This is a genomic window from Methylococcus capsulatus, from assembly GCF_036864975.1.
Classification (GTDB): domain Bacteria; phylum Pseudomonadota; class Gammaproteobacteria; order Methylococcales; family Methylococcaceae; genus Methylococcus.
Genome location: NZ_CP104311.1, coordinates 1,353,028 through 1,376,194, shown reverse-complemented (window position 1 = coordinate 1,376,194; position 23,167 = coordinate 1,353,028). Strand labels below are relative to the sequence as shown.

The following is a 23,167-nucleotide window of genomic DNA, read 5'->3' as shown; positions in this document are numbered from 1 at the left end:
CAAAACCCTTATATTCGGGCGTTTAACCAAGCGGCTAGCGCATGGACGTCATCAGCATCCGGGGCGCCAGAACCCACAACCTCAAGAACATCGACCTCGATCTTCCCCGCGACAAGCTGATCGTGATCACGGGGCTGTCGGGCTCGGGCAAGTCCTCACTGGCCTTCGACACGATTTACGCAGAAGGCCAGCGACGCTATGTGGAATCGCTTTCGGCCTATGCTCGCCAGTTCCTGTCGATGATGGAAAAGCCGGACGTCGACCACATCGAAGGGCTGTCACCGGCGATCTCCATCGAGCAGAAATCGACCTCGCACAATCCACGCTCCACCGTCGGCACCATCACCGAAATCTACGACTATCTGCGCCTCTTGTTCGCGCGCGCCGGGATTCCACGCTGCCCGGAACACGGGGTATCGCTGGAGGCGCAGACCATCAGCCAGATGGTGGACCACATCCTGGCCCAACCCGAGGGATCGCGCTGGATGCTGCTGGCGCCGGTGGTGAGCGAGCGCAAAGGTGAGCATGTACAGGTGCTGGAAGATCTGCGCGGACGCGGCTTCATCCGGGCGCGGATCGACGGCGCGGTGTACGAACTGGACGAGCCACCCAAGCTCGACCTGCGCAAGAAGCACAGCATCGAGGTGATCGTCGACCGCTTCAAGGTGCGTGCCGACCTGGCGCAGCGGATAGCCGAATCGTTCGAGACTGCGCTCAAACTGGCCGATGGCCTTGCCATCGCCGCTTCCATGGATGACGAATCCGTGGAAATCATCTACTCGGACAAATACGCATGTCCCCACTGCGGCTATTCGCTGAGCGAGCTCGAACCGCGGATCTTCTCGTTCAACAACCCGCGCGGCGCCTGCCCCGAGTGCGATGGCCTGGGCATAAAGCAGTACTTCGATCCCGCCCTGATCGTCCACAATCCGGAACTGAGCCTCGCCGGCGGCGCGGTGCGCGGCTGGGACCGGCGCAATGCCTATTATTACGGCATGATCCAGTCACTGGCCGAGCACTACGGCTTCGACCCGGAAGAGCCGTTTTCCAGCCTGCCCCTGCATGTGCGGGAGGTGATTCTCCACGGCAGCGGCAGCGAGGTGATTCCGTTCAAAGTGCTATCGCCGAAGGGAACCGCGCTGGTGCAGCATTACACCTTCGAAGGCGTGATCCCGGTGATGGAACGGCGCTACCGCGAGACCGATTCCACCCTCGTGCGCGAGGAACTGGCCAAGTACCTGTCAAGCAAGCCCTGTCCTGCCTGCGAAGGCACCCGCCTCAACCGGGCCGCCCGCCACGTCTTCATCGGCGACACCAACTTGCCGGGCCTCGCCCAACTGCCGGTCCGACGCGTGCTGGACTTTTTCGACGGACTCGAACTGAGCGGACGGCGCGGCGAGGTGGCGGCCAAAATCGTCAAAGAGATCCGCGCCCGGCTCCAGTTCCTCATCAATGTCGGTCTGGACTACCTCAGCCTGGACCGCAGCGCCGATACGCTCTCGGGAGGCGAAGCCCAGCGCATCCGCCTGGCCAGTCAGGTCGGCGCCGGCCTGGTCGGTGTCATGTACGTGCTGGACGAGCCTTCCATCGGCCTGCACCAGCGCGACAACCAGAGGTTGCTGGACACGCTGATCCGGCTGCGCGACATCGGCAACACCGTGATCGTAGTCGAACACGACGAGGACGCGATCCGACTGGCCGACCACGTGGTCGACATCGGTCCCGGCGCCGGCGTGCATGGCGGCCGGATCATCGCCCAGGGCACGCCGGAAGAGGTGATGGCCGCGCCGGCATCGCTCACCGGGCAGTATCTCTCCGGTCAGCGCCGCATCGCCGTGCCGGCCCGGCGCAATCCGCCCAACCCCGAACGCCGGCTGACGGTGCGCGGCGCCAGCGCCAACAACCTAAAATCGCTCGACGTGTCGATCCCGGTCGGGCTGCTGGTCTGCGTGACCGGCGTCTCGGGATCGGGCAAATCCACTCTGATCAACGACACCCTCTACCCCGCCGCCGCCCGCGAACTCAACGGCGCCTCGCTGACACCCGCAGCCTGCGCCGGGATAGAAGGGCTGGAGCACTTCGACAAGGTGGTGGACATCGATCAGAGTCCGATCGGGCGGACGCCCCGCTCCAATCCGGCGACTTATACCGGATTGTTCACACCCATCCGAGAGCTGTTCGCGGCGACCCCGGAAGCGCGCTCGCGCGGCTATACGCCGGGCCGCTTCAGCTTCAACGTCAAGGGCGGACGGTGCGAAGCCTGCGCGGGCGACGGCGTCATCAAGGTGGAAATGCACTTCCTGCCCGACGTGTTCGTGCACTGCGACGTCTGCAAAGGCCAGCGCTACAACCGCGAAACCCTGGAAATCCGCTTCAAGGGCAAGACCATCCACGAAGTGCTGGCGATGACCGTGGAGGAGGCCGCGGCGTTCTTCTCGGCCATCCCCGCGGTGGCGCGCAAGCTCCAGATGCTGATGGAAGTGGGCCTCTCCTACGTCACCCTCGGCCAGAACGCCGTCACCCTCTCCGGCGGCGAAGCCCAGCGCGTCAAGCTCGCCCGCGAACTGTCCCGGCGCGACACCGGCAAAACGCTCTACATCCTCGACGAACCGACCACCGGCCTGCATTTCCACGACATCCAGCAGCTCCTCAACGTCCTGCACGAACTGCGTGACCGCGGCAACACCGTCATCGTCATCGAGCACAACCTGGACGTCATCAAGACCGCCGACTGGATCATCGACCTCGGCCCGGAAGGCGGCGAAGGCGGCGGACGTCTCGTGGCCGAAGGTACACCGGAACAAGTCGCGGCGAATCCAGATTCGCATACGGGGAGGTTTTTGGGGCCGTTGTTGGAGCGGGGGCGGTGAGTTAGCCAGCGTAGGTCCGATTAGCGCAGCATAATCGGACGAATGGCTGACATCCGGCGATAATGCTTACGTCAAGAACGGAAAACGGGCATGCCCAATTATCGACGCGCGTTCGTGCCCGGCGGTACTTGGTTCTTTACGGCCAATCTGCTGCAACGCTACGGCAACGATCTGCTGGTCCGCGAGATCGGCTTGTTACGCGAAACGGTGAAGCGGGTGTGCTCGCATCACCCGTTTCGAATCGATGCCTGGGTGGTATTACCGGATCACTTGCATTGCGTGTGGACCTTGCCGCCCGGCGATAGCGATTTCAGCCTGCGGTGGCGATTGATCAAGAACGGATTCTCGCGTGCATTGCCCAAAACCGAACGCCGGTCGGATATCCGCAAGGCCGCCGGGGAGCGAGGAATCTGGCAACGTCATTATTGGGAGCATTTGATCCGAGACGATGCCGATTATCAGCGGCATGTGGATTATGTGCATGTGAATCCGTTGAAACATGGCCACGTCATGCGTGTACAGGATTGGCCTTATTCCACCTTTCACCGGTACGTTGCGAAAGGGATTTATCCGGCGGATTGGTGCGGTGATATAGGTGTTTCGGTGGGTGGCGGTGAATGACTTTCGTCCGATTACGCTGCGCTAATCGGACCTACCTGAAGTTGGCGCATGGCGATGGGTGACGCAATTCTGGACGAGAGACACGATGTGATTTGCCGCTGCAGCGGCACGACGGCCTGGCAAATCAGGCGGCAGTTCGATAAGGGCTTAACCGATATCGATGGGATATCGAGGGCGACGGGCGCGTGCTCTGGTTGCGGGGCTTGCGATGCCGATATCATGGCGCTGCTGGCCGAATACCTTTTAACCGTTTCCCCAAGCCCCAACTGATGCCTGAACCGCCCTGCTTCCCTCTTGCCGGCCCAAACAGCGGATGGCTACAATCCTCCCTCCCGCCATTCTCCGTAAATTAGAAAATGAGCTACAAAGCCAGCCTCGTTAAATTCGCTATCAAGTTGACCCCGAAATTCCTGATTTTGTGGATCGCTAACATTATTCTCAAGGGCATTGCGGAGCTGACTTATTTTGCCTTTGACATCGATACACGAAAAGCTTACATCGCAGTAAACCTTGCCGGTGAATCGGAAACGATCGAAGTCTGGCTTGAAAACTTTTATATCATCGCCGACGGGACATCCCATCAATTCGTCATCCAGCAGGGCCGGTCCAACCGCCTCTGGCTGAACAATCTGCTGGCCCGTGTCGCGGGAAAGGCCTGGAAAATTCCTGAGCTGCCGCAGTATTCGGCGCAGCTCAAGCTTGCTGCGGAGCTGCTGGCGGCGAAAGGCTGAATCCCATCCTCATCCCCGCCCTTCCCCCGCCGGAAAGGGAGCCCCCCCTCCCGGCGGGAGTCGGAAGAACTTACCTCCATGGCATGACCCGAGCCGGAGACCGTTCACTCCTGACGCCGTCACGGGAATGCGCAGGGCGGTCATGCGGCGTTAGACTCGTAAACCAGACTTGCGGCCCGTCAATCACCCGCCACCGTCATGGTCTCGATCAGAATCGATCCGGTGCGAATATTGCCGCGGAGGTCGACGTCATTGCCGATGGCGACGACGTGACCGAACATGTCCCTGAGATTGCCGGCGATGGTGATTTCCTCCACTGGAAACCGGATTTCACCGTTCTCCACCCAGTAACCCGCGGCGCCACGCGAGTAGTCGCCGGTGACGATGTTGACGCCCTGCCCCAGCAATTCGGTGACGATCAGCCCGGTGCCCATGCGCCGGATCAGGTCCTCGAAGGCTTCACTGCCCGAGTCGACGATCAGATTGTGCACGCCGCCGGCGTTGCCGGTCGTCTGCATGCCCAGCTTGCGGGCCGAGTAGGTGCTCAGCACATAGGATTCGAGCACGCCGTTCCGGACCAGGTCGCGCGCCCGCGTCGCCACGCCCTCGGCATCGTAGGGGGCACTGCCCAAGCCGCGGAGAAGGTGCGGCTGTTCGTGGATGTGGACGAACTCGGGGAAGATGCGCTGGCCCAAGGCGTCCAGCAGGAACGAGGACTTGCGGTAGAGATTGCCGCCACGGACCGCTGCGATCAGATGGCCGATCAGGCTGGAAGCCACGTCAGCGGCAAACAGCACGGGGCATTGCCGGGTCGACAGGCCCCGCGCGCCCAGCCTGCGCACGGTGCGCTCGGCAGCCTTGCGTCCCACCGCCTCGGCGGATTCCAGTTCGGCCGGGTCGCGCGCCACGGTCCACCAGTCGTCCCGCTGCATGCTGCCCTCGCGCTCGCCGATCACCGAACAGGACAAACCATGACGACTGCTGGCATAGCCGTGCAGGAAGCCAAGGCTGTTGCCCAGTACCCGTACGCCTTCGAAGGCGTTGAGACTGGCGCCTTCCGAGTTGGTGATCGCGTCGGAATAACCACGCGCTGCATTTTCACAGGCCAGGGCCAGTTCGATGCCCTGCTCCGCGTCCAGTCTCCAGGGATGGTAGAGGTCCAGATCCGGGATGTCCTTGGCCAGGAGCTCCGCGTCGGGCAGGCCGGCGCAGGGGTCCTCGGCACCATAGCGTGCGATCCGGCAGGCCGCGCCTACGGTGTCCACCAGCGCCCGTTCGCTGAGATCCGTGGTACTGGCCGAGCCCTTGCGTTGTCCGTAATAAACCGTGATCCCGACGCCCTGGCTGCGGTGGTGCTCGATGGTTTCCACCGCGCCCAGCCGGACCGTGAGCGACAGGCCCTGGTCGACGCTGCAGGCGACTTCGGCGGCACTCACGCCCCGCCTGGCGGCTTCATCCAGGCAGAAGCGGGTCATCGATTCGAGCCGTTCGATTTCGGTTCTGGTATCAGACACGGGTGCCTCCTACGGTCAATCCGTCGATTTTCAGGGTCGGCTGGCCGACGCCCACAGGCACACTCTGCCCGTCCTTGCCGCAAGTGCCCACTCCGGGGTCGAGTTCCAGGTCGTTGCCGACCATGCTGACCCGCGTCAGCACATCCGGTCCGTTGCCGATCAGGGTGGCGCCCCGCACGGGCCGGGTGATGTGGCCGTCCTCGATCAGATAGGCCTCGCTGGCGGAGAACACGAACTTTCCGGACGTGATGTCGACCTGGCCGCCTCCGAAATTGCGTGCGTACAGACCTTTCGCCACGGAAGCGATGATCTCCTCCGGCGAATGCTCACCCGGCAGCATGTAGGTGTTGGTCATGCGCGGCATGGGCAGGCACTGGTAGGACTCGCGGCGGCCGTTACCGGTGGGCGCCACGCCCATCAAGCGGGCGTTGAGTTTGTCCTGCATATAGCCCTTGAGGATGCCGCTTTCGATCAGCACGGTCCGGCGGGTGGGCGTTCCTTCGTCATCGATGCTCAAGGAACCGCGGCGGTTGGGGAGGGTGCCGTCATCCACCACGGTGCATAGAGGCGAGGCGACCCGCTCGCCGACCCGGCCGCTGAAGGCGGACGTGCCTTTGCGGTTGAAATCGCCTTCCAGACCGTGGCCGATGGCCTCGTGCAGCAGGATGCCAGGCCAGCCGGGGCCGAGCACCACCGTCATGGTACCGGCCGGAGCGTCGCCGGCCTCCAGGTTCACCAGCGCCTGGCGCACCGCTTCGCGGGCATAACCCAGCGCCCGTTCCTGTTCGAAGAAAAAACCGTAGTCGGTACGTCCGCCGCCGCCGGCACTGCCCTGTTCGCGCCGGCCGCCGGCCTCGACGATGACGCTGACGTTGAGCCGCACCAAAGGCCGCACGTCGCCGTGCATCGCGCCGTCCAACCCGAAAATCAGCACCGCGGAATAGCCTCCGGAGAGGCTGACGAACACCTGTTCGACGCGGGGATCGGCGCGGCGGGCCTCGGCGTCGAGGCGGCGCAGCAGATCGATCTTCGCTTCCGCCGGCAGCGATGCCAGCGGATCGACCGGGGCGTACAGCCGCGGCACGGACTGGACGCCGGGGACGGCAATACGGCCGGCCTGCCCGCCACGGGCGATGCTGCGGGCGTTGCCCGCCGCCTCCAGCAATACCGACAACGCCAGCTCGTCGCTGTAGGCAAAACCGGTCTTCTCGCAGGAAACAGCGCGCAGCCCAGCCCCTTGCTCGATGCCGTAGGAGCCTTCCTTGACGATGCCGTCCTCCAGCGACCAGGACTCGAAATGGCTGGACTGGAGGTAGACGTCGGCATCGTCGATCTCGCTGCCCGCCAGCCGGGCCACGACCTTTTCGATGTCCTGCGGGGTCAGCCCGCAGGGTTCCAGGATCGCCCGTTCGGCGATCGCCACGATTTCAGTTGTCATGATGATTCAAGCCCTTGCTTAACGTGCCCATAACGCGAAGCCTTTCTTCGTCCCCCTCTCTCGCAAGCGGAAGAGGGCCGGGGTGAGGGGAGCGATCATGCGCAATGCAGACGCCGGTGTTCGAGCACAGGAAAGGATGCGCGCACCTGCGCCAGACACTCCCGGTCGATCTCGGCGCAGACGATGCCGGCGCCGGTGGGCAGCGACGCCAGCACCTTGCCCCAAGGATCGACCACCATGCTATGGCCGAAGGTCTCGCGCCCGTTCAAATGGAAACCGCCCTGGTTGGACGCCACGGTGTAGCAAAGATTCTCGACGGCGCGCGCCCGCACCAGGATTTCCCAGTGCGCCGCGCCGGTGCGGGCGGTAAAAGCCGCCGGCACGGCGAGGAGATCCAGCCCTTGCGCCGCCATGCGGCGGAACAGTTCAGGGAACCGGAGGTCGTAGCAGACGGCTATTCCCAGCGCGCCGAATGGCGAATCCAGCACCAGCGGCTCGGTGCCGGGTTCGATGGTCTGGGATTCGCGGTAGGTCTCCTCGGTCCCCGGCACCAAAACGTCGAACAGATGGATCTTGTCGTAGCGGCCGACCCGTCGCCCTTGGTCGTCGTAGACCAGGCACGATGCCCGCACCCGGCCGTCCCCGGCGCACATCGGGATGGTCCCGCCAACCAGCCAGACCTTGTGGCGCTCGGCCGCGCCGGCGAGAAACTCCTGGATCGGGCCGCCGCCCTCGGTTTCCGCCACACCGAGCTTGTCGGTTTCGGTCATGCCCATGATGGCGAAATTTTCCGGCAGCACCACCAGCTTGGCGCCGGCCTCGGCGGCCTGCTTGACGAGCCGGGCAGCCTCCAGCAGATTCGACCCGACTTGCGGTCCGGAAGCCATTTGAACCGCTGCACAAATCATTTTTTTCATTCCTTATCTCTCTACCCGTAATTCAATCGATTCTTGGCCGTCCCGCCGTCACTCCCGCGACGTGTCGCCCGAGGCCTTGGTGATGACCGGATTGTCCAGGCTGCCTCGGACCAGATAGCGTGTCTGGGTCAGACGCTCCACTTGTCCATTCATCATCTTGTCGGCGACGAACACGCCGGCCCCAACCGCCGCGCCCACCGCCGGTCCGAGGGGGCCGCCCATGAGAACGCCGGCAACGGGCAGGGCGATATTGGTGTTGGGAATCACCGTCACGACCTGGTCGACCTCCCGGGTCGCCAGCTTCACGCCGCCATCGATCACGATCTTGGCCGCTACGCCGTCGATCACGAACCCTTTGGTCTCCGCCCTTCCATGGGCGATGTCCAGTTTGCCGGCGATGCCGTCGTAAGCCATGCCGGCGCCGAACAGGTCAGAGAAATCCAGGCTGAGACGCCGCCACAAGGCATCGACGTTGAACAGTCCGAGAAACCGGCCTATCCCCACGTCCACCTTCAGCAGGGCCCCCTTGCCCAGTTTCATGTCGACCGTGCCCGCGAGATTGGCGGAGGATACCCCGAACGGCGTCTCTGCCCAGGTCAGGGTGTAGTCCACATCCGCCGGTGTATCCCGCACGAACTCCGGGTAGCCGAGCTCCGCCGCCAACATGCCCGAATCCTTCACTTTGAGCTTGCCGGCGATATGGGTCCGATCGGTACCGCCCTGGCGCGTCCATTCACCCCGCTCGACGACGAGTTCATGATTGTCGGAACGCAGACTGGCCGAACGCAGCACGATGCCGCGCGCCTGGCTGTCCACCTCGGCCTGCAGCCGCCCTACGTCGAAACCATGCCAGAGCACGTGGCGGCCGACCAGCCTCAAGGACGGAAAGTTGCCTGGATGGAGAGTGTCCAGCCAGGAGTCGGTCGAAGCGACCGCTTTTTCGTCGAGCCGGGACAGCTTGACGAAATCGAGGTCGGCCTTGATGTTGGACAACCGCCCGGCGACGATGTCGGCGTCGAATCCGCCCTTGACGTAAGCCGAGTCGATCATGCCCCGGAGGCCACCCGCACGCCCGACCGCCTGCACGACCACCGATCCTTTCGCCTTGCCATCCCACAGCAATTGTCCGACCTGCACGTCCAGCGCCTTGACGTCCATCCCGATACCCTCGCGCCCAGGGTCGCCGGCGACGAAGACGTCGGCCCAAGGCGCCAGATCCAGGCTCGGCGACCGGACCACGACACGTAAGCCGGGGCCGTCGGCACTCTTCGGCAACCCCGTTCCGACCGCGAGCTGCACACCCTTCAAGCGGTAGTCTCCCCCCCCCAGATCGAGCCGCGCCGCGACGTCGGCGCCATAGCTCAGGTCGATCCGCGTGGCGGCCTCCCCAAGACGAGTATCGAGGCGGAACATCCGTCGTTCGCCCTGCGCCTTGCCCAAAGGTGCCGGCAAGATCACCTTCGTGCCGACGAGATCCGAACTCAGACTCAGCGGCACACCATCGTCCGGCTCCTTGGCAACGGGCAGCCTGACGCTCACGGTCAGGGGAATGGCCCCCGCCAGATGGCGCCAGAGGGGGTTCGGAAACCTGTCCCTGAATGTCGCCACCGGGAACTGTCCGCTCACATCCACGTCCAGACCATCGCCGCTGCGCCGGGCCCGGCCGGCTACAGCCTTGTGCAACCATTGTCCCTGGAGCCGGCCGGACACCAGCCCATCCTCGGTGAATCCCAGTTCGCCGTCGATCTTCTCGACCGGCTCGGCGAGGCCGGTGAGCTCGACACGGGTCCGGCTCAGCCGCGCGGTGCCGTCCAGCTTGAACGGCGGCGCCTTGCTTTCCATCGGCACTTTCATGGCCAGATCGAGCAGCACGTCCCCCTCGACCGTCATCACCGCATCCACTTTATCGGCCACCGGACGAAGCGGGGTAGTCCGGAAAAACTCGAGGCACTGCGCCACGGTAGCCGATACCCGACCCTCGATGCCGATGACCGCGTCCTTCGCCAAGTCAGCAACCTTGGCTCTGGCGCCACGTATCTCGCCACCGGCCAAACGGCCACCGGCCGCCGCGATCTCCATTCCTGACCCGGAGAAACGAACCGTCCCTGCGGCATCCTCCAAGGCAGGCCACGCCGGATCGTAGCGCAGGCGCACACCGGAAAACCCGACCTCGGCTTGAAACATCCCCTCGCCATTGCGAAACGGAAACGCCGCCAGCGGTCCTTCGAAGCGGAGGCGGGCGCCATCCAGCCGACCGTGCTCCAGACTCTGGCCCAGCCAGCGGCCCAGCAGCGGAAACGCCTTGGCCGGGAAATAACGCTTGAGGCGGGGGATATCCGCCGCCCCGGTTTCTGCCCGCAGATCGACCCGGAGCCCCTGCCCCGCCTTCCGGCTCAGGCCGAACGCGGCGGACAGGGACCAGTCGCCGGTTTCCAGCCTTGCCCGGTCGGCGCGCACGGCCCAGCCTTCACCGGTCCGCTGCCACGCCACGGCCATACCGCCCCGCTGCACCCGGATCGGCTCGGCCAGCATACTGGCCAGATCCAGCACACCATTCTGCATGCGTATCACCGCCAATCCCCGCTCGTCGCTGCCGCAGATGCGGCCGTCGAGACCGGCGGCACCAGGCAGACCGTCGCGGGCCGGAAGCGCAACCCCGCCAAAGCGCGCGCAGAACCCGAACCGTGGGCTCCCTGCGCTTTCATAGCCGAACCGGAGGGCTTCGACCCTCCCCCCCGGCGCGGGACCGGGCAAGCCGAGCATAGGCCACAGCGGCTGGAGGTCGTCCAGGGCGACGGTGTCGGCGATGGCAAAAGCCGATGCGATGCGGGCATCCGAGCCGCGGGTCACCGCCAGGGCCAGTCGGGACAATGGCCATTCATGCCCCGCGGACACCACTTTCAACCCTTGGGCGTTCATCCGCCAGCCGCCCGCCTCACGGTGCCAGAACACATCGCCGGCAATGGCGGCCAGTGCCAAGCCCGGCGCGTTGCCGTACCCGCCCGCCAATCGCTCGATATGAACGTCGCGACCGCCGACGCGCGCCGCCAGCGACTCGATGCGGCCCGCCGCAAGCTCTGCCCAAGCCCGCACGTCCGCCAGTCCAGACCCCAGCCGCAGACCCGGCGGCAGTTCATCGTTCAAGGCGGTGAGCGCCAGATCCTTGGCATCGGCATAGAGACGGCCCGACAGTGTAATGGATTCGAACAAGTCGCCGCGCAGGTCGAAACCGACCCGCACGGTGTCCGCCAGCGCCGCCGGCGGCTTCAGCTTCATGCTCAGCCGGTGACGGTCACCCCGGGTGATCAACAGCAGATCGACCTCGCCCAGTTCCAGCCTGGCGCCGCCCCGCTGCAGGTCCTGCCAGTCGATCCGGCAGTCCCTGATCCGGAAAGAACCCAGCGTCCGCAGCCAGTCCGGAATCGTCTCGATCGCATGCAGACCGACGATGCCGAGGCTGCCGTCGGCGAGACGGCGCAGGGACAGCGGGGTCCCTCGCAGCTCCAGCCAGGCCACGCGCAGGTCGCGCGCCATCAGCGAGGCCATGGCCGCTATGCCGAACCGTATCTCGGCGAAACGCAGGGCTTCGGCACCCATGTCGTCGAGGACCGAAACATCCCGCAACACCAGTTCCAGCGTTCCGGTCCACAGCGCGGCCGAAATTTGGCCGATCCTGATGTTTTCGCCGCCGAGCCGCCCTATCCGCTGCTCCAACTGCCCCTTGAACGCGTCGATGCCGGGGACCAACCACAACCGGAACAGTGCTGAGCCGGCGGCGAGCCCGAGCAGTGCGGCAAGTGCTCCGTAACGGACGGCGCGGGCGGAAACGCGTAAAATTCTTTTCAAAAGACCGGTGGCCGCAAGGAAATATCGACAGGGATCATCGGTGGATTCTCCCATGCCGGCCGGCTGCCCGCAAAACAACGCCGGCACGGCGGGAAGCGCTCACCTAGAGGATCACGACATCGTACTGTTCCTGGTTGTACTGGGCCTCGGCGCGGAACTTGATCGGGACGCCGATGAAAGATTCGAGTTCAGACAAGGTGTCCGCCTCCTCGTCCAACAGCCGCTCCACCACTTCGTTGGACGCCAGTACCAACAGCTCCTGGACCTGGTATTGGCGCACCTCGCGGATGATTTCACGGAAGATGTCCAGACAGGTCGTTTCCGCGGTTTTCAGCACCCCGCGCCCGCCGCAGGCAGGGCAAGGCTCGCACAGCACCTGCTCCAGACTCTCGCGGGTGCGTTTGCGGGTCATCTCCACCAGGCCCAGGGGCGACACCTCGCTGATGGTGTTCTTGGCCGGGTCGCGCTCGAGATGCCGGCTCAGTGCCTGCAGGACCTGAGCCTTGTGATCCTCGTCCCGCATGTCGATGAAGTCGATGATGATGATGCCACCCAGATTCCTCAGCCGGAGCTGACGGGCAATGGCCTGGGCCGCCTCGAGATTGGTCTTGAAGATGGTTTCCTCGAGGTTGCGCCCTCCGACGAAGGCGCCGGTGTTGACATCGACCGTGGTCATCGCCTCGGTCTGGTCGAAGATCAGATAGCCGCCGGACTTGAGCGTCACCCGCCGCTCCAGCGCCTTCTGAATTTCTTCTTCCACGCCGTAGAGGTCGAACAGCGGCCGCTCGCCGGCATAATGCTCGATCATCGGAGCGATCTCCGGCACGAACTCCTTCGCGAACTTGGTAAGCCGCGCGTGGGTTTCCCGTGAATCCACCCGGATCTTGTCCACCCGCGTGCGGCGCAGATCGCGCAGCACGCGCATGCTCAGGGGCAGATCCTCGTGCAGCAGCATCCTGACCTTCGCGGTCTTGATCCGCTGGGCGATGGAGTTCCAGAGCTTGAGCAGGAACAGCATGTCCGCCCGCAGCAGGGACTCGTCCACGCCCTCCGCCGAAGTCCGGGCGATGAAGCCGCCGGTGCCGTGCTCCCGCTGGAAAGCCTCCACACAGGCGCGCAAGCGCGCCCTTTCCGCTTCGCATTCGATCCGCTGCGATACACCGGAAGTCTTGGCAAACGGCATGTAGACTTCATAAACCGACGGCACCGAAATCTCGGTGCTCAAACGGGCGCCCTTGGTGCCGATGGGGTCCTTGACGACCTGCACGGCGATCTCCTGGCCTTCCTTGAAGATGGCTTCGATCTTGTCGGTGCCGGCCTTTTCACGTTCCGCCGCGCTCAGGTCGGAGATGTGCAGGAAGGCCGCCCGTTCGAGGCCGATGTCGACGAACACCGCCTGCATGCCGGGCAGCACCCGGCAGATCTTGCCCTTGTAAATGTTGCCGACCAGACCGCGGCGGCGGGTCCGCTCGATCAAGACCTCCTGAACGACCCCGTTTTCGATAATGGCGACACGGGTTTCCGGCGGCGTAACGTTGATGAGTATCTCGTCGCTCATGGCGCGGCTCCGGCCAGGAGGTGCGCGGTCCCCAGTCCCAGCTGCTGTAGCAGACGGGCCGTTTCCAGCAGCGGCAGGCCCATGACGCCGGAAAAGCTGCCCTGAAGTTCGGCCACGAACAGCTCTCCGCGGCCCTGGATGGCATAGGCGCCCGCCTTATCCGCCGGCTCACCGCTGGCCCAGTAGGCGTCGATTTCCTCCAGGCCGATGTCGCGGAACCGTACCCGGCTGACGCTCAACGCCTGCCAGTGGCAGTTGCCGCGGCGCAGAGACACCGCACTGAGCACTTCGTGGGTCCGTCCCGACAGCCGGCCCAGCATCTCCCGTGCATGTTCCGGTCCCTGCGGCTTGCCGAAGATTTGCCCGTCGAGCACGACCTCAGTGTCGGCCGCCAACACTGCCGCGTCGGACGGCGCCATGCTCTGTCCCTGCGCGGACTTGTCGGATGCCACCCGGCGCACATAATCCTCGGCGGCTTCCCCGCGCCGGGGCACCTCTTCCACCTCGACTCCGAGCACCTCGAACGGCAGGCCGAAGCGGCCCAGCAGCTCACGGCGCCTGGGCGAGGTCGAGGCGAGGATCAGCTTGAGGTCTTTGGGCTGCATGGACTCAGCGATGGTAAGGGTGGTGATTGAGGAGGGTCCAGGCCCGGTACAACTGTTCGGCGACGATGACCCGCACCAGGGGATGCGGAAAGGTCATCCGCGATAGACTCCAGCTTTCCGCAGCGCGCTGCCGGCAGACTTCCGACAGCCCGTCCGGTCCGCCGACCAGGAGGGCGATATCCCGCCCGTCGCGCTGCCAGCGCGCCAGGGCGTCGGCCAGTTCGCGCGTACTCCAGGACTTGCCGGCGGCGTCCAGCGTGACGATGTGCGCATTGCCGCCCACCGCGGCCAGCATCCGCTGACCTTCGTCGGCGACGATGCGCTGGATGTCGCAATGACGGGTACGTTTACCCGGCGCGATCTCACGCAGCGCCAGAGCACATTCGCGCGGCAGGCGACGGGCGTACTCATCGTACCCCGCGGTGACCCAGGACGGCATGCGCTCGCCCACGCAGACCAAGTTGAGCTGCATCAGGCGGGGTCAGGCCACTTGCAACATGTTTTCCAGCGCCCCGCGGGCCTCGGCGGCGATGGCGGCGGAGACCTCGATCCGGTTGACCACATGGCCTTCGACCAGATTCTCCAGCACCCAGAGCAGATGCTGCGGGTCGGTCCGGAACATGGTCGAGCACATGCACACCGTGGGCGAGAGGAAATGCACCGATTTGCCCTGCGGCTGGACCTCGCGGGCCAGGCGGTTGACCAGGTTGAGCTCCGTACCCACCAGCCAGCGCGTGTTCGGCTCAGCGGCCCGGACGGTGTTGAGGATGTATTCGGTGGAGCCGATGTACTGCGCCTTCCGGCAGACCTCGAAGCTACACTCGGGGTGCACGATCACCCGGGTGTCGGGATACTGCTCAAGGAAACGGTCGATGTGTTCGGGGCGGAACATCTGGTGCACCGAGCAGAAACCGGCCCAGAGGATCATCCGCGCCCGTCGGATCTCGTCTTCCGTCAGGCCGCCCAGGGGTTTACCGAAATCCCAGGTGACCATCTCCTCCAGCGGGATCCCCATGCGGTGGCCGGTGTTGCGGCCCAGGTGCTGGTCGGGGAAAAACAGAATCTTCCCGCGCCGGGCGAAGCTCCACTCCAGGATCTTCTGCGCATTGCTGGAAGTGCAGACGATGCCGCCATGGCGCCCGCAGAACGCCTTGAGATCGGCCGCCGAATTGATGTAAGTGACCGGTGTCACCTCGCTTTCCGGATCGAGCACCGTCGCCAACTCGCGCCAGCAGCGCTCCACCGCGACCAAGTTCGCCATATCCGCCATCGAGCAGCCGGCGGCCAGGTCCGGCAGGATGGCGATCTGGTCAGGCCGCGACAGGATGTCGGCGACCTCCGCCATGAAATGCACGCCGCAGAAGACGATGTATTCCGCCTCCGACTGGGAGGCCAGACGGGACAGCTTCAGCGAATCGCCGGTGAAGTCGGCGTGCCGGAACACCTCGTCGCGCTGGTAATGATGGCCGAGGATCACACAGCGCTTGCCCAGCGCCGCCCGCGCTGCCCGGATGCGGGTTTCGCACTCGGCATCGTCGAGCATCGCGTAATCGTGTATGGATAAAGCGGTTTCACTCATGGACTTCGTCAGCCGGTCTGGCGGAAGGAATAACCAAGTGGACTAGTATGCTATGACAACTGGGAGCCGGCGCGGTTCATTTCGGCTTCGCCAGTTCGATGAGGATGATCTCCGCCTCGTTTTCGCCTACGTTCTCGATGCTCATCCATTGCCCGGACTCCCAGAACACCTGGCCCGGTTCGTAGGTGTTGGACTGGCCGCCTTCCTCGACCCGCACGCGCCCACGCACCACGTAGCGCGGCCCCGGCCCTTCGTGGGTATGCAGCGGCGTCTTGTAGCCCACGGGCAGCACCACCCGCGCCACCCGCACGTCGATGCGCGGCGGCGCCGGCTCGAAACCTTTCTCCAACAGCTCCTGGCGGGAAAAAGCAGCCTCGGCGGCAATGGCCTGGCCATCCAGGCCGGCGGCAGCGGCCAGCAACAGAAGCGGCCAGCTCGTGCGTGATTTCATACCCCTCCCCCCTCAGACACCCAGTTCCTCGACCTGCGGAACACGCGCGCGCCGCTGCAGCCACATCACACCAAACAGGTCCACGATCCCCACCCACAGCCGGTGCCAGGTGCCGTACTTGGAGACGCCCGAAAGGCGGGGGCGGTGATTGACCTCGACGGAGATGACCGGCGCACCCGCCCGCTGGGTCAAGGCTGGCAGGAAACGGTGCATGTGGTCGAAATAAGGAAGCTCCAGAAACAGGGCGCGGGAAAAAACCTTGAGGCCGCAGCCGGTATCCGGCGTGTTGTCGCGCAGCAAACCGCCGCGCACAGCATTGGCGATACGGGAGGAGAACCGGCGCCAGCCGGTGTCCTTGCGCTTCCGCCGATAGCCGGCCACCATGCCGCGGCCGGTTTCGCCGCCGAGCTGGTCCAGGGCTTCGAGCAGGCGGGGGATGTCCGCGGGGTCGTTCTGGCCGTCACCGTCGAGGGTGGCGACCCACGCCCCCCGCGCCGCCTGGATACCGGTGCGCAGCGCCGTACTCTGCCCGCAGCAGCGGACATGCCGGAGCACGCGCAGTCCAGGCACCGATGCCTTCAGCGCACGCAGCTTCTCCAGCGTCCCGTCGGTGCTGCCGTCGTCGACGTAGATGATTTCATAATCCCCCAGCGGCGACAGCGCCTGGGTGATTTCGCCGATGAGGGATTCGAGATTGTCTACTTCGTTGTGGACGGGAACGACGACCGAAAGGCGCATGGATATACCTTGGAATAGGGACGCTTAATGAGGGCTCAGACGTAATGGACGGCGGGCTCGCCGGGAATGACTTCGCCCACGGCAAAGGCGCGCTCGCCCAGCCTGCGCAGGACCTCCAGGGTACGCGCCTCGTCCTCCGCCGCCACGCCTACGATCATGCCGACGCCGCAATTGAACGTCCTGAACATCTCGGACGTCTCCACCCCACCCTGCCGTTGCAGCCAGCGGAAAATCTCAGGCATCGTCCAGCCAGCGGTGTCGATCCGGGCCGCGGTGCCGGCCGGCAGCACGCGCGGTAGGTTCTCGGTGATGCCGCCGCCGGTGATGTGAGCCAGGGCATGGACCTCCACGGTTTTCAGGAGTTCGAGCAGCGGCTTGACGTAGATCCGGGTCGGCTCGAGCAGCCAGTCGCCCAGGGCGCGGCCGGCCACCGGCGCATCCAGCCCCAGGCCGGAATGCTCGACGATCTTGCGGATGAGCGAATAGCCGTTGGAATGCGGCCCCGAGGACGCCAGGCCGACCAGCCGGTCGCCCGGCCTGACCCGGCTGCCGTCGATGATGGCATCCTTTTCCACCACACCGACACAGAAGCCGGCCAGATCGTAGTCGCCGCCGGCGTACATGCCCGGCATCTCCGCCGTTTCGCCGCCGACCAGGGCGCAGCCGGCCTGCTCGCAGCCCTGGGCGATGCCGGCGATCACGGCAGACGCGACGTCCACGTCCAGCTTGCCGGTCGCGTAGTAATCGAGGAAGAACAGCGGCTCGGCGCCCTGCACCACGATGTCGTTGGCACACATCGCCACCAGGTCAATGCCGACGCCGCCGTGGCGACCCGACTCGATAGCCAGGCGGAGCTTGGTGCCGACCCCATCGGTTCCCGCCACCAGCACCGGCTTGCGGTAACGCTCCACCGGCAACTCGAACAGCGAACCGAATCCCCCCAATCCCGCCAAGACGCCGGGCCGGGCCGTCTTCCGCGCCGCCGGTTTGATGCGCTCCACCAGGGCATTGCCGGCCGCAATGTCGACACCGGCGCTCTTGTAGTCGAAAGAAAGGGGATTTTCGGTTTTCAAGGAGACTCCTGCGTGAAGATCGGGCCGTGCGACCCGTCGGCCGTCTCGTGAGTCACGACGGCGACTTGTTCGGAATAAGGATGACTGAGTAGTTTATCACCATCCCCCCGCCTCCGTTACCATCGGCTCCAGGCTTGACGACCATCCGCCATCCGGAGATTATCGAAGCCCCGTAAGGAGCGCGACCATGCGGCCAGAACACATCCCCAACATCATCAGCACCCTCCGGATATTCCTGGTCTACCCGGTGGTCCACCTGATGCTGGCGGAGCGCTATACGGCCGCCTTGGCGCTGTTCGTGGTCGCCGGCCTGTCTGATGCGATCGACGGCTACCTCGCCAAACGTTATGGCTGGCAGTCCCGGCTCGGCTCCTACCTGGACCCGCTGGCAGACAAGCTGCTCCTGGTCTGCTGCTTCGTCGCCGGCGCCTGGCTCGGCCTCCTCCCCGTCTGGATGGCCGCCGCCGTACTCCTGCGCGATGCCGTGATCGTCGCCGGCGCCATCGCCTATTACCTGCTGCTGCACCCCTTCGACGGCCAGCCCATCCTCGCCAGTAAGCTGAACACCCTGCTGCAACTGGCGTACATCGTCGCTATCCTCTTCAACCGTGGCGTCTCCGAACTGCCCCCGCTCCTGCTCGACACCCTCCTCGCCGCCACCCTAACCACCACGATCGCCAGCGGAGCGATCTACGTCTACGTCTGGGGACGGAACTATCGGCTGGAACGGGCACAGGGACGAAGATGAGATTTTAGAGGGGTGCTGCCGGCGGATCTCCGGATAGGCAAGGCGGCTGCTCCGCGCGGGCTTCCCCGGATCGAAGCTGCGCGGGCTGCCACATCGATGATCGAGTTCGCCCCAAACCCTTACGCCGTCACCCCAAGCCGCGCAAGCCCAAAGGCGTCAAAACCGCCCCCGTGCAGTGATCTGGCGGTGGATACCACCGGGCGCGTAGGCTATGGCATCAAACAACCCCCCCCTTCAGGCTCACCGTCCGGTGGACAAGGCAGAGCCTGCCGCCGAATGTCGGAAATCGAATACCCTACCGGCGTGGCGCAACAACACCGTGGCTCGCTCCGCCTCACGTGCCGGCGCAGTTCTCGAGCCACTCCATTCCATCAGCGCCCGACAACACCCACGGGGCACGCCGTGTTTCTCTCGCCATGTTCGTCTCCGATTCGGTTTCCGGAATCAGAATGACGAACATACGCGAATTCGTCGGTTATTTGATGGAACGAACTACTAGCGGGGCGGGAAAGGCTGCTCGAAGAAAGACAAACCTTCGTGGCGCCGGCGACCCGGGTTAGATTGAAGCCACGATCTTGTCCGAAACCATCCGCGGGTTTCGGCTCGGACGCGAAAGACGGCGGTGGCTGGCCCACCGGCGTTGGTACGAATAACCCAGGATCCTCAGACGACGCCGGGCTCACCGCTGAATTTCACCAGCACATCCTCGTCGCGGACGATGTACTGGCAGGCCAGGCGATAGCGCGGGGGCTTGTCGTTGACCACCGCTTCTTCGATCTCCGCCTTGGAAAGCTTCCCCGCCGCCAGCAGGGTCGCACGTTCCTTCTCGGAGAGATCCTGCGCCATGAAGGGTTTGTCCGATAGCGACACCACTTCTATCACGCAGGAACCGCAGTTGCCGTCCTCGCATTCGAAGGGGAGGGGAATCTTGTTCTTCTGTGCGACTTTGAGAAGAGTGTGGGTATCGCCGGCCACCGCGTAGACGGTGACGTCCTTCGGCAAAAGCGGGGAGGAAAAAGTCACGTTAGCCATGTTGTTGTCCTTGATCGACCAGTTTGAAAGGAAACCGGGCCGGCGGGGTGAATCCGGCGCCCGCCAGACAGTGTATCGGAAAAAACCGCATAATTAGCAATGTTTTTTTCTTGCGCCCGCTGCCATGGCGCTGTCCTGCCGGACTCCGGACAGGGCCATGGCGCGCGGATCGACCTTTTCCAGCCTGCCGCGTGGGTGAAGGGGGCACCCGCGCGGACAGGAGGAAAAGACCTACATGCCGCGAATCAGCGAATGATGTCGAAGCTGTAGTCGGTTTTGGCGGGAATGTTGGTGTTGGCGTCGATCGCCTCGAACATGCGATCAAGGATCCAGACCAGTACATTCAGGCCGCCTTGATAGCCCCACACCGGATAACGGTGTTTATGGTGGCGATCGAAGATCGGGAAGCCGATGCGGATCAGCGGCGTTCCGGTATCACGCTCCAGGTACTTGCCGTAGGTGTTGCCGATCAGGAAGTCGACAGGCTCGGTGAACAGGAGCGAGCGCATGTGCCACAGATCCTTGCCCGGATAAACTTTGCAGTTCTTGCCGAACGGCGAGGAATCGAACAGTGCCTGCATTTTGGTTTCCCAGGCCTTGCTGCCGTTGGTAGCGAGGACATGGGTCGGCTCCGCACCCAGTTCCAGCAGGAATTCCGCCAGACCGTAGCACAGATCGGGATCGCCGTAGATGGCGAATTTCTGGCCGTGGATGTGAGCGGTGGAGTCGGCGATGGCATCCACTAGACGGCCCCGCTCCTTCTCCAGTTCCGCCGGAATCGGTTTGCCGGTCAGGCGCGAGATTTCCATCAGGAACCTATCGGTCCCCTTCACGCCGATCGGATGATTCAGGGCAACGACCTCCTGGCCATGCTCAGCGATGAACGGAAGGGTCTTCTCCGTGCAGAACTCTTGCATGGAGATGGTTGCCTTGGCGTGCAGCGCGTTGGCCGCCTGCTCCAGGGTGGTACCGCCATCGTACATGCGGAACTCGCCGTCAGTGGGGGTATCCCACACGTCGCTGTTATCGCCGATGATGGTGTAGTCGATGCCGAACAGATTGAAGATGCGCTTGATCTCGCGCAGGTTGCCCACGGTATAGCCGTCGAAACCGCCGAGGAAGTTAATCGACTCGTTGGGCTGGCGCACCAGCGGCTCGACGGTACCGGCCTTGCCGTCCCAGAAGTGCTGCAGGATACCTTTCATGACGTTGTCGTAGCCGGTGATGTGGCTGCCGACGAAGGCCGGGGTATGGGCGAACGGAACATCGAACTCGGCCGGAATGCTGCCTTTCTCCTTCGATGTCTTGATGAAGGCGTTCAAGTCGTCGCCGATCACTTCCGCCATGCAGGTGGTGGACACGGCGATCATCTTCGGCTTGTACATGTTGTAGGTGTTGGCCAGACCGTCGATCATGTTGTTCAGGCCGCCGAACACCGCCGCGTCTTCCGTCATCGACGAAGACACGCAGGAAGTCGGTTCCTTGAAGTGGCGGCTGAAGTGCGAGCGGTAGTAAGCCACACAACCCTGAGAGCCATGGACGAAGGGAATGGTGCCTTCGAAACCGACGGCCGCGAAGACGGCGCCTAGCGGCTGGCAGGCTTTGGCGGGATTGACGACCAGCGCTTCACGGGCAAAGTTCTTTTCCTTGTACTCCTCGGTCTTGGCCCATTCGCGAACCTCCTCGACCTGAGCGTCGGGGGGCATGAATTCGAACTCTTTCCTCTTGTTCTCGAACAGATTCGTATACTCCGGCTCGCGGAATAGGTTGAAATGATCGAGAACCTTCTCTGCATTCTGACTCATGGCTTAACTCCTAAAAACGTCGGTTGGTAGGGTGCGCCCGGCGGGCGCACCTTTGGAGCCTCGAACATGGTGCGCCAGGCGCACCCTACTGACCTTCTCTCCGGCTACGGCTTAAGCCGCGCTCTTCCACGGGGCCTTGGTCAAACCCCAGACCGGGTTATTGATGGCCATGTCCATATCCCTGGCGAAAATGGCGAAGCCGTCATAACCGTGGTAGGGGCCGGAATAGTCCCAGGAATGCATCTGCCGGAACGGTACGCCCATCTTCTGGAACACGTACTTTTCCTTGATGCCGGAACCGACCAGGTCGGGCTGGATGGCTTCGACGAACTTCTCGAACTCATAGCCCGTCACGTCGTCATAGATCAGCGTGCCGTCCTTGACGTAGTGCGTGGTACGCTGGTAGTCGTCGTTGTGGCCGAACTCGTAGCCGGTACCGACGATTTCCATCCCCAGGTCCTCGTAGGCACCGATCACGTGACGCGGACGCAAGCCCCCTACGAACAGCATGACCTTCTTGCCTTCCAGACGCGGACGGTACTTCGCGATCACCGCATCCATCAGCGGCTGGTACTTGGCGATGACACGCTCCGCACCTTCCTTGATCTTGTCGTCGAAGAAGCTGGCGATCTTGCGCAGCGACTCAGCGATCTTGGTGGGACCGAAGAAGTTGTACTCCACCCACGGCACACCGTACTTCTCTTCCAGGTGGCGGGAGATGTAGTTCATCGAACGGTAGCAGTGCAGCACGTTCAGCTTGGCCTTCGGCGTGTTTTCCAGCTCGGCCAGGGTGCCGTCACCGGACCACTGGGCGATTACGCGCAGCCCCATTTCTTCCAGCAGGATGCGGGAAGACCAGGCGTCGCCGCCGATGTTGTAGTCGCCGATGATGGCGACGTCATACGGCGTGGACTGGAACTCGGGATGCTTGTCGCCCGCCTTGTCGAACACCCAGTCACGCACCGCATCGTTGGCGATGTGATGGCCCAGCGATTGCGAGACGCCGCGGAAGCCTTCGCAGCGCACCGGCACGATGGTTTTGCCGTTGTATTCCTTGGACTTCTTCTTGGATACGGCCTCGATGTCGTCGCCGATGAGGCCGATCGGGCACTCGGACTGGACGGTGATGCCGTGGTTCAGCGGGAACAGCTCTTCGATTTCGTCGATGATCTTTTCCAGCTTCTTGTCACCACCGAAGACGATGTCCTTCTCCTGGAAATCGGAGGTGAACTGCATGGTGACGAAAGTGTCGATGCCGGTGGTGCCGATGTAGTAGTTGCGGCGCGACGCCCAGGAATACTGGCCGCAGCCGACGGGACCGTGGCTGATGTGGATCATGTCCTTGATGGGACCCCAGACCACCCCCTTGGAACCTGCGTAGGCGCAGCCGCGGATGGTCATGACGCCGGGGATCGACTTGATGTTGGATTTGACCCCGCAGTCGGGCTTGCCTTCTTCGAAGGTGCCAAGGTGCTTGGCGCGGCGCTTGGCCGTCTTGTCGGGATAAACCTCAAGCACCTCTTTGATGAGGTCCTTGTTTCTCTGTTTGACTTGCTCAACTGTGAGGCTCATTTTTTTAAGCTCCTGATTGAGTGGGTGAAAAACGACCAGATGGCCCAGGGGCGGCGCGCGGCCGGATGG

19 protein-coding genes are annotated in these 23,167 nt (G+C 63.9%); 5 read left to right on the top strand and 14 right to left on the bottom strand.

The window, feature by feature from the left end; genetic code table 11:
- Positions 1 to 41 precede the first annotated feature (41 nt).
- From uvrA to N4J17_RS06755, 4 genes are all read left to right on the top strand, one after another.
- Positions 42 to 2,870 (top strand): excinuclease ABC subunit UvrA, encoded by a 2,829-nt coding sequence (gene uvrA / locus N4J17_RS06770; protein WP_198324279.1) that lies wholly within the window; start codon positions 42 to 44, stop codon positions 2,868 to 2,870.
- 90 nt (positions 2,871 to 2,960) lie between these two features.
- Entirely contained in the window at positions 2,961 to 3,491 is a 531-nt protein-coding gene (locus N4J17_RS06765; protein WP_198324280.1) for an REP-associated tyrosine transposase, read from the top strand.
- A 48-nt stretch (positions 3,492 to 3,539) separates the two neighbouring features.
- Positions 3,540 to 3,761: a (2Fe-2S)-binding protein gene (locus N4J17_RS06760; RefSeq protein WP_338457671.1), complete on the top strand. Its 222-nt coding sequence runs from the start codon at positions 3,540 to 3,542 to the stop codon at positions 3,759 to 3,761.
- 86 nt (positions 3,762 to 3,847) lie between these two features.
- Positions 3,848 to 4,222, top strand: a complete 375-nt coding sequence (locus N4J17_RS06755) for a hypothetical protein (protein WP_198324281.1) — start codon at positions 3,848 to 3,850, stop codon at positions 4,220 to 4,222.
- 179 nt (positions 4,223 to 4,401) lie between these two features.
- Here the strand turns inward: N4J17_RS06755 and pmbA are convergent, their stop codons facing one another.
- From pmbA to purM, 11 genes are all read right to left on the bottom strand, one after another.
- Positions 4,402 to 5,736: a metalloprotease PmbA gene (pmbA, locus tag N4J17_RS06750; RefSeq protein WP_198323139.1), complete on the bottom strand. Its 1,335-nt coding sequence runs from the start codon at positions 5,734 to 5,736 to the stop codon at positions 4,402 to 4,404.
- Positions 5,729 to 7,174: a metalloprotease TldD gene (tldD, locus tag N4J17_RS06745; protein WP_198323140.1), complete on the bottom strand. Its 1,446-nt coding sequence runs from the start codon at positions 7,172 to 7,174 to the stop codon at positions 5,729 to 5,731. Before tldD ends, pmbA begins: the two co-directional genes overlap by 8 nt.
- A gap of 95 nt (positions 7,175 to 7,269) precedes the next feature.
- Complete coding sequence (locus tag N4J17_RS06740) at positions 7,270 to 8,091, bottom strand: carbon-nitrogen hydrolase family protein (RefSeq protein ID WP_198323141.1); 822 nt, start codon at positions 8,089 to 8,091, stop codon at positions 7,270 to 7,272.
- Positions 8,092 to 8,139: 48 nt separating this feature from the next.
- Complete coding sequence (locus tag N4J17_RS06735; protein WP_338457670.1) at positions 8,140 to 11,991, bottom strand: YhdP family protein; 3,852 nt, start codon at positions 11,989 to 11,991, stop codon at positions 8,140 to 8,142.
- 49 nt (positions 11,992 to 12,040) lie between these two features.
- Positions 12,041 to 13,495 carry a ribonuclease G gene (gene rng, locus N4J17_RS06730; RefSeq protein WP_198323143.1) on the bottom strand — a complete coding sequence of 485 codons (1,455 nt, stop codon included), beginning with the start codon at positions 13,493 to 13,495 and terminating at the stop codon, positions 12,041 to 12,043.
- Positions 13,492 to 14,100: a Maf family protein gene (locus tag N4J17_RS06725; protein WP_198323144.1), complete on the bottom strand. Its 609-nt coding sequence runs from the start codon at positions 14,098 to 14,100 to the stop codon at positions 13,492 to 13,494. The genes rng and N4J17_RS06725 overlap by 4 nt, the downstream gene beginning before the upstream one ends.
- Before the next feature lie 4 nt (positions 14,101 to 14,104).
- A complete protein-coding gene (rlmH, locus tag N4J17_RS06720) occupies positions 14,105 to 14,572 on the bottom strand; it encodes a 23S rRNA (pseudouridine(1915)-N(3))-methyltransferase RlmH (protein ID WP_198323145.1) in 468 nt (155 codons plus the stop codon).
- Positions 14,573 to 14,581: 9 nt separating this feature from the next.
- Entirely contained in the window at positions 14,582 to 15,679 is a 1,098-nt protein-coding gene (nadA, locus tag N4J17_RS06715; protein WP_198323146.1) for a quinolinate synthase NadA, read from the bottom strand.
- A 76-nt stretch (positions 15,680 to 15,755) separates the two neighbouring features.
- On the bottom strand, positions 15,756 to 16,130 hold the full coding sequence (locus N4J17_RS06710; protein ID WP_198323147.1) for a cupin domain-containing protein: 375 nt from the start codon (positions 16,128 to 16,130) through the stop codon (positions 15,756 to 15,758).
- 12 nt (positions 16,131 to 16,142) lie between these two features.
- Positions 16,143 to 16,874 (bottom strand): glycosyltransferase family 2 protein, encoded by a 732-nt coding sequence (locus N4J17_RS06705; protein WP_425326317.1) that lies wholly within the window; start codon positions 16,872 to 16,874, stop codon positions 16,143 to 16,145.
- 29 nt (positions 16,875 to 16,903) lie between these two features.
- Complete coding sequence (purM, locus tag N4J17_RS06700; protein WP_198323149.1) at positions 16,904 to 17,941, bottom strand: phosphoribosylformylglycinamidine cyclo-ligase; 1,038 nt, start codon at positions 17,939 to 17,941, stop codon at positions 16,904 to 16,906.
- A 187-nt stretch (positions 17,942 to 18,128) separates the two neighbouring features.
- On the opposite strand from purM, the gene N4J17_RS06695 reads away from it, so the two are divergent.
- Positions 18,129 to 18,689, top strand: coding sequence for a CDP-alcohol phosphatidyltransferase family protein (locus tag N4J17_RS06695; RefSeq protein ID WP_198323150.1), 561 nt, complete (start codon positions 18,129 to 18,131; stop codon positions 18,687 to 18,689).
- Positions 18,690 to 19,352: 663 nt separating this feature from the next.
- Here N4J17_RS06695 and N4J17_RS06690 read toward each other — a convergent pair.
- The 3 genes from N4J17_RS06690 to nifD form a co-directional block, all read right to left on the bottom strand.
- Entirely contained in the window at positions 19,353 to 19,721 is a 369-nt protein-coding gene (locus N4J17_RS06690; RefSeq protein WP_198323151.1) for a 2Fe-2S iron-sulfur cluster-binding protein, read from the bottom strand.
- 245 nt (positions 19,722 to 19,966) lie between these two features.
- Positions 19,967 to 21,526, bottom strand: coding sequence for a nitrogenase molybdenum-iron protein subunit beta (gene nifK, locus N4J17_RS06685; RefSeq protein ID WP_198323152.1), 1,560 nt, complete (start codon positions 21,524 to 21,526; stop codon positions 19,967 to 19,969).
- Positions 21,527 to 21,637: 111 nt separating this feature from the next.
- On the bottom strand, positions 21,638 to 23,098 hold the full coding sequence (gene nifD / locus N4J17_RS06680) for a nitrogenase molybdenum-iron protein alpha chain (protein WP_198323153.1): 1,461 nt from the start codon (positions 23,096 to 23,098) through the stop codon (positions 21,638 to 21,640).
- Between the last annotated feature and the right edge of the window lie 69 nt (positions 23,099 to 23,167).

Bases quoted from the DNA above. Each gene is read 5' to 3' on its own strand.
- N4J17_RS06695 (WP_198323150.1), top strand. From the start codon at position 18,129: ATGCGGCCAGAACACATCCCCAACATCATCAGCACCCTCCGGATATTC.
- N4J17_RS06690 (WP_198323151.1), bottom strand. From the start codon at position 19,721: ATGGCTAACGTGACTTTTTCCTCCCCGCTTTTGCCGAAGGACGTCACC.
- N4J17_RS06735 (WP_338457670.1), bottom strand. From the start codon at position 11,991: ATGGGAGAATCCACCGATGATCCCTGTCGATATTTCCTTGCGGCCACC.
- nifD (WP_198323153.1), bottom strand. From the start codon at position 23,098: ATGAGCCTCACAGTTGAGCAAGTCAAACAGAGAAACAAGGACCTCATC.
- rlmH (WP_198323145.1), bottom strand. From the start codon at position 14,572: ATGCAGCTCAACTTGGTCTGCGTGGGCGAGCGCATGCCGTCCTGGGTC.
- tldD (WP_198323140.1), bottom strand. From the start codon at position 7,174: ATGACAACTGAAATCGTGGCGATCGCCGAACGGGCGATCCTGGAACCC.
- N4J17_RS06725 (WP_198323144.1), bottom strand. From the start codon at position 14,100: ATGCAGCCCAAAGACCTCAAGCTGATCCTCGCCTCGACCTCGCCCAGG.
- nifK (WP_198323152.1), bottom strand. From the start codon at position 21,526: ATGAGTCAGAATGCAGAGAAGGTTCTCGATCATTTCAACCTATTCCGC.
- uvrA (WP_198324279.1), top strand. From the start codon at position 42: ATGGACGTCATCAGCATCCGGGGCGCCAGAACCCACAACCTCAAGAAC.
- rng (WP_198323143.1), bottom strand. From the start codon at position 13,495: ATGAGCGACGAGATACTCATCAACGTTACGCCGCCGGAAACCCGTGTC.
- nadA (WP_198323146.1), bottom strand. From the start codon at position 15,679: ATGAGTGAAACCGCTTTATCCATACACGATTACGCGATGCTCGACGAT.
- N4J17_RS06710 (WP_198323147.1), bottom strand. From the start codon at position 16,130: ATGAAATCACGCACGAGCTGGCCGCTTCTGTTGCTGGCCGCTGCCGCC.
- N4J17_RS06760 (WP_338457671.1), top strand. From the start codon at position 3,540: ATGGCGATGGGTGACGCAATTCTGGACGAGAGACACGATGTGATTTGC.
- N4J17_RS06765 (WP_198324280.1), top strand. From the start codon at position 2,961: ATGCCCAATTATCGACGCGCGTTCGTGCCCGGCGGTACTTGGTTCTTT.
- N4J17_RS06755 (WP_198324281.1), top strand. From the start codon at position 3,848: ATGAGCTACAAAGCCAGCCTCGTTAAATTCGCTATCAAGTTGACCCCG.
- N4J17_RS06740 (WP_198323141.1), bottom strand. From the start codon at position 8,091: ATGAAAAAAATGATTTGTGCAGCGGTTCAAATGGCTTCCGGACCGCAA.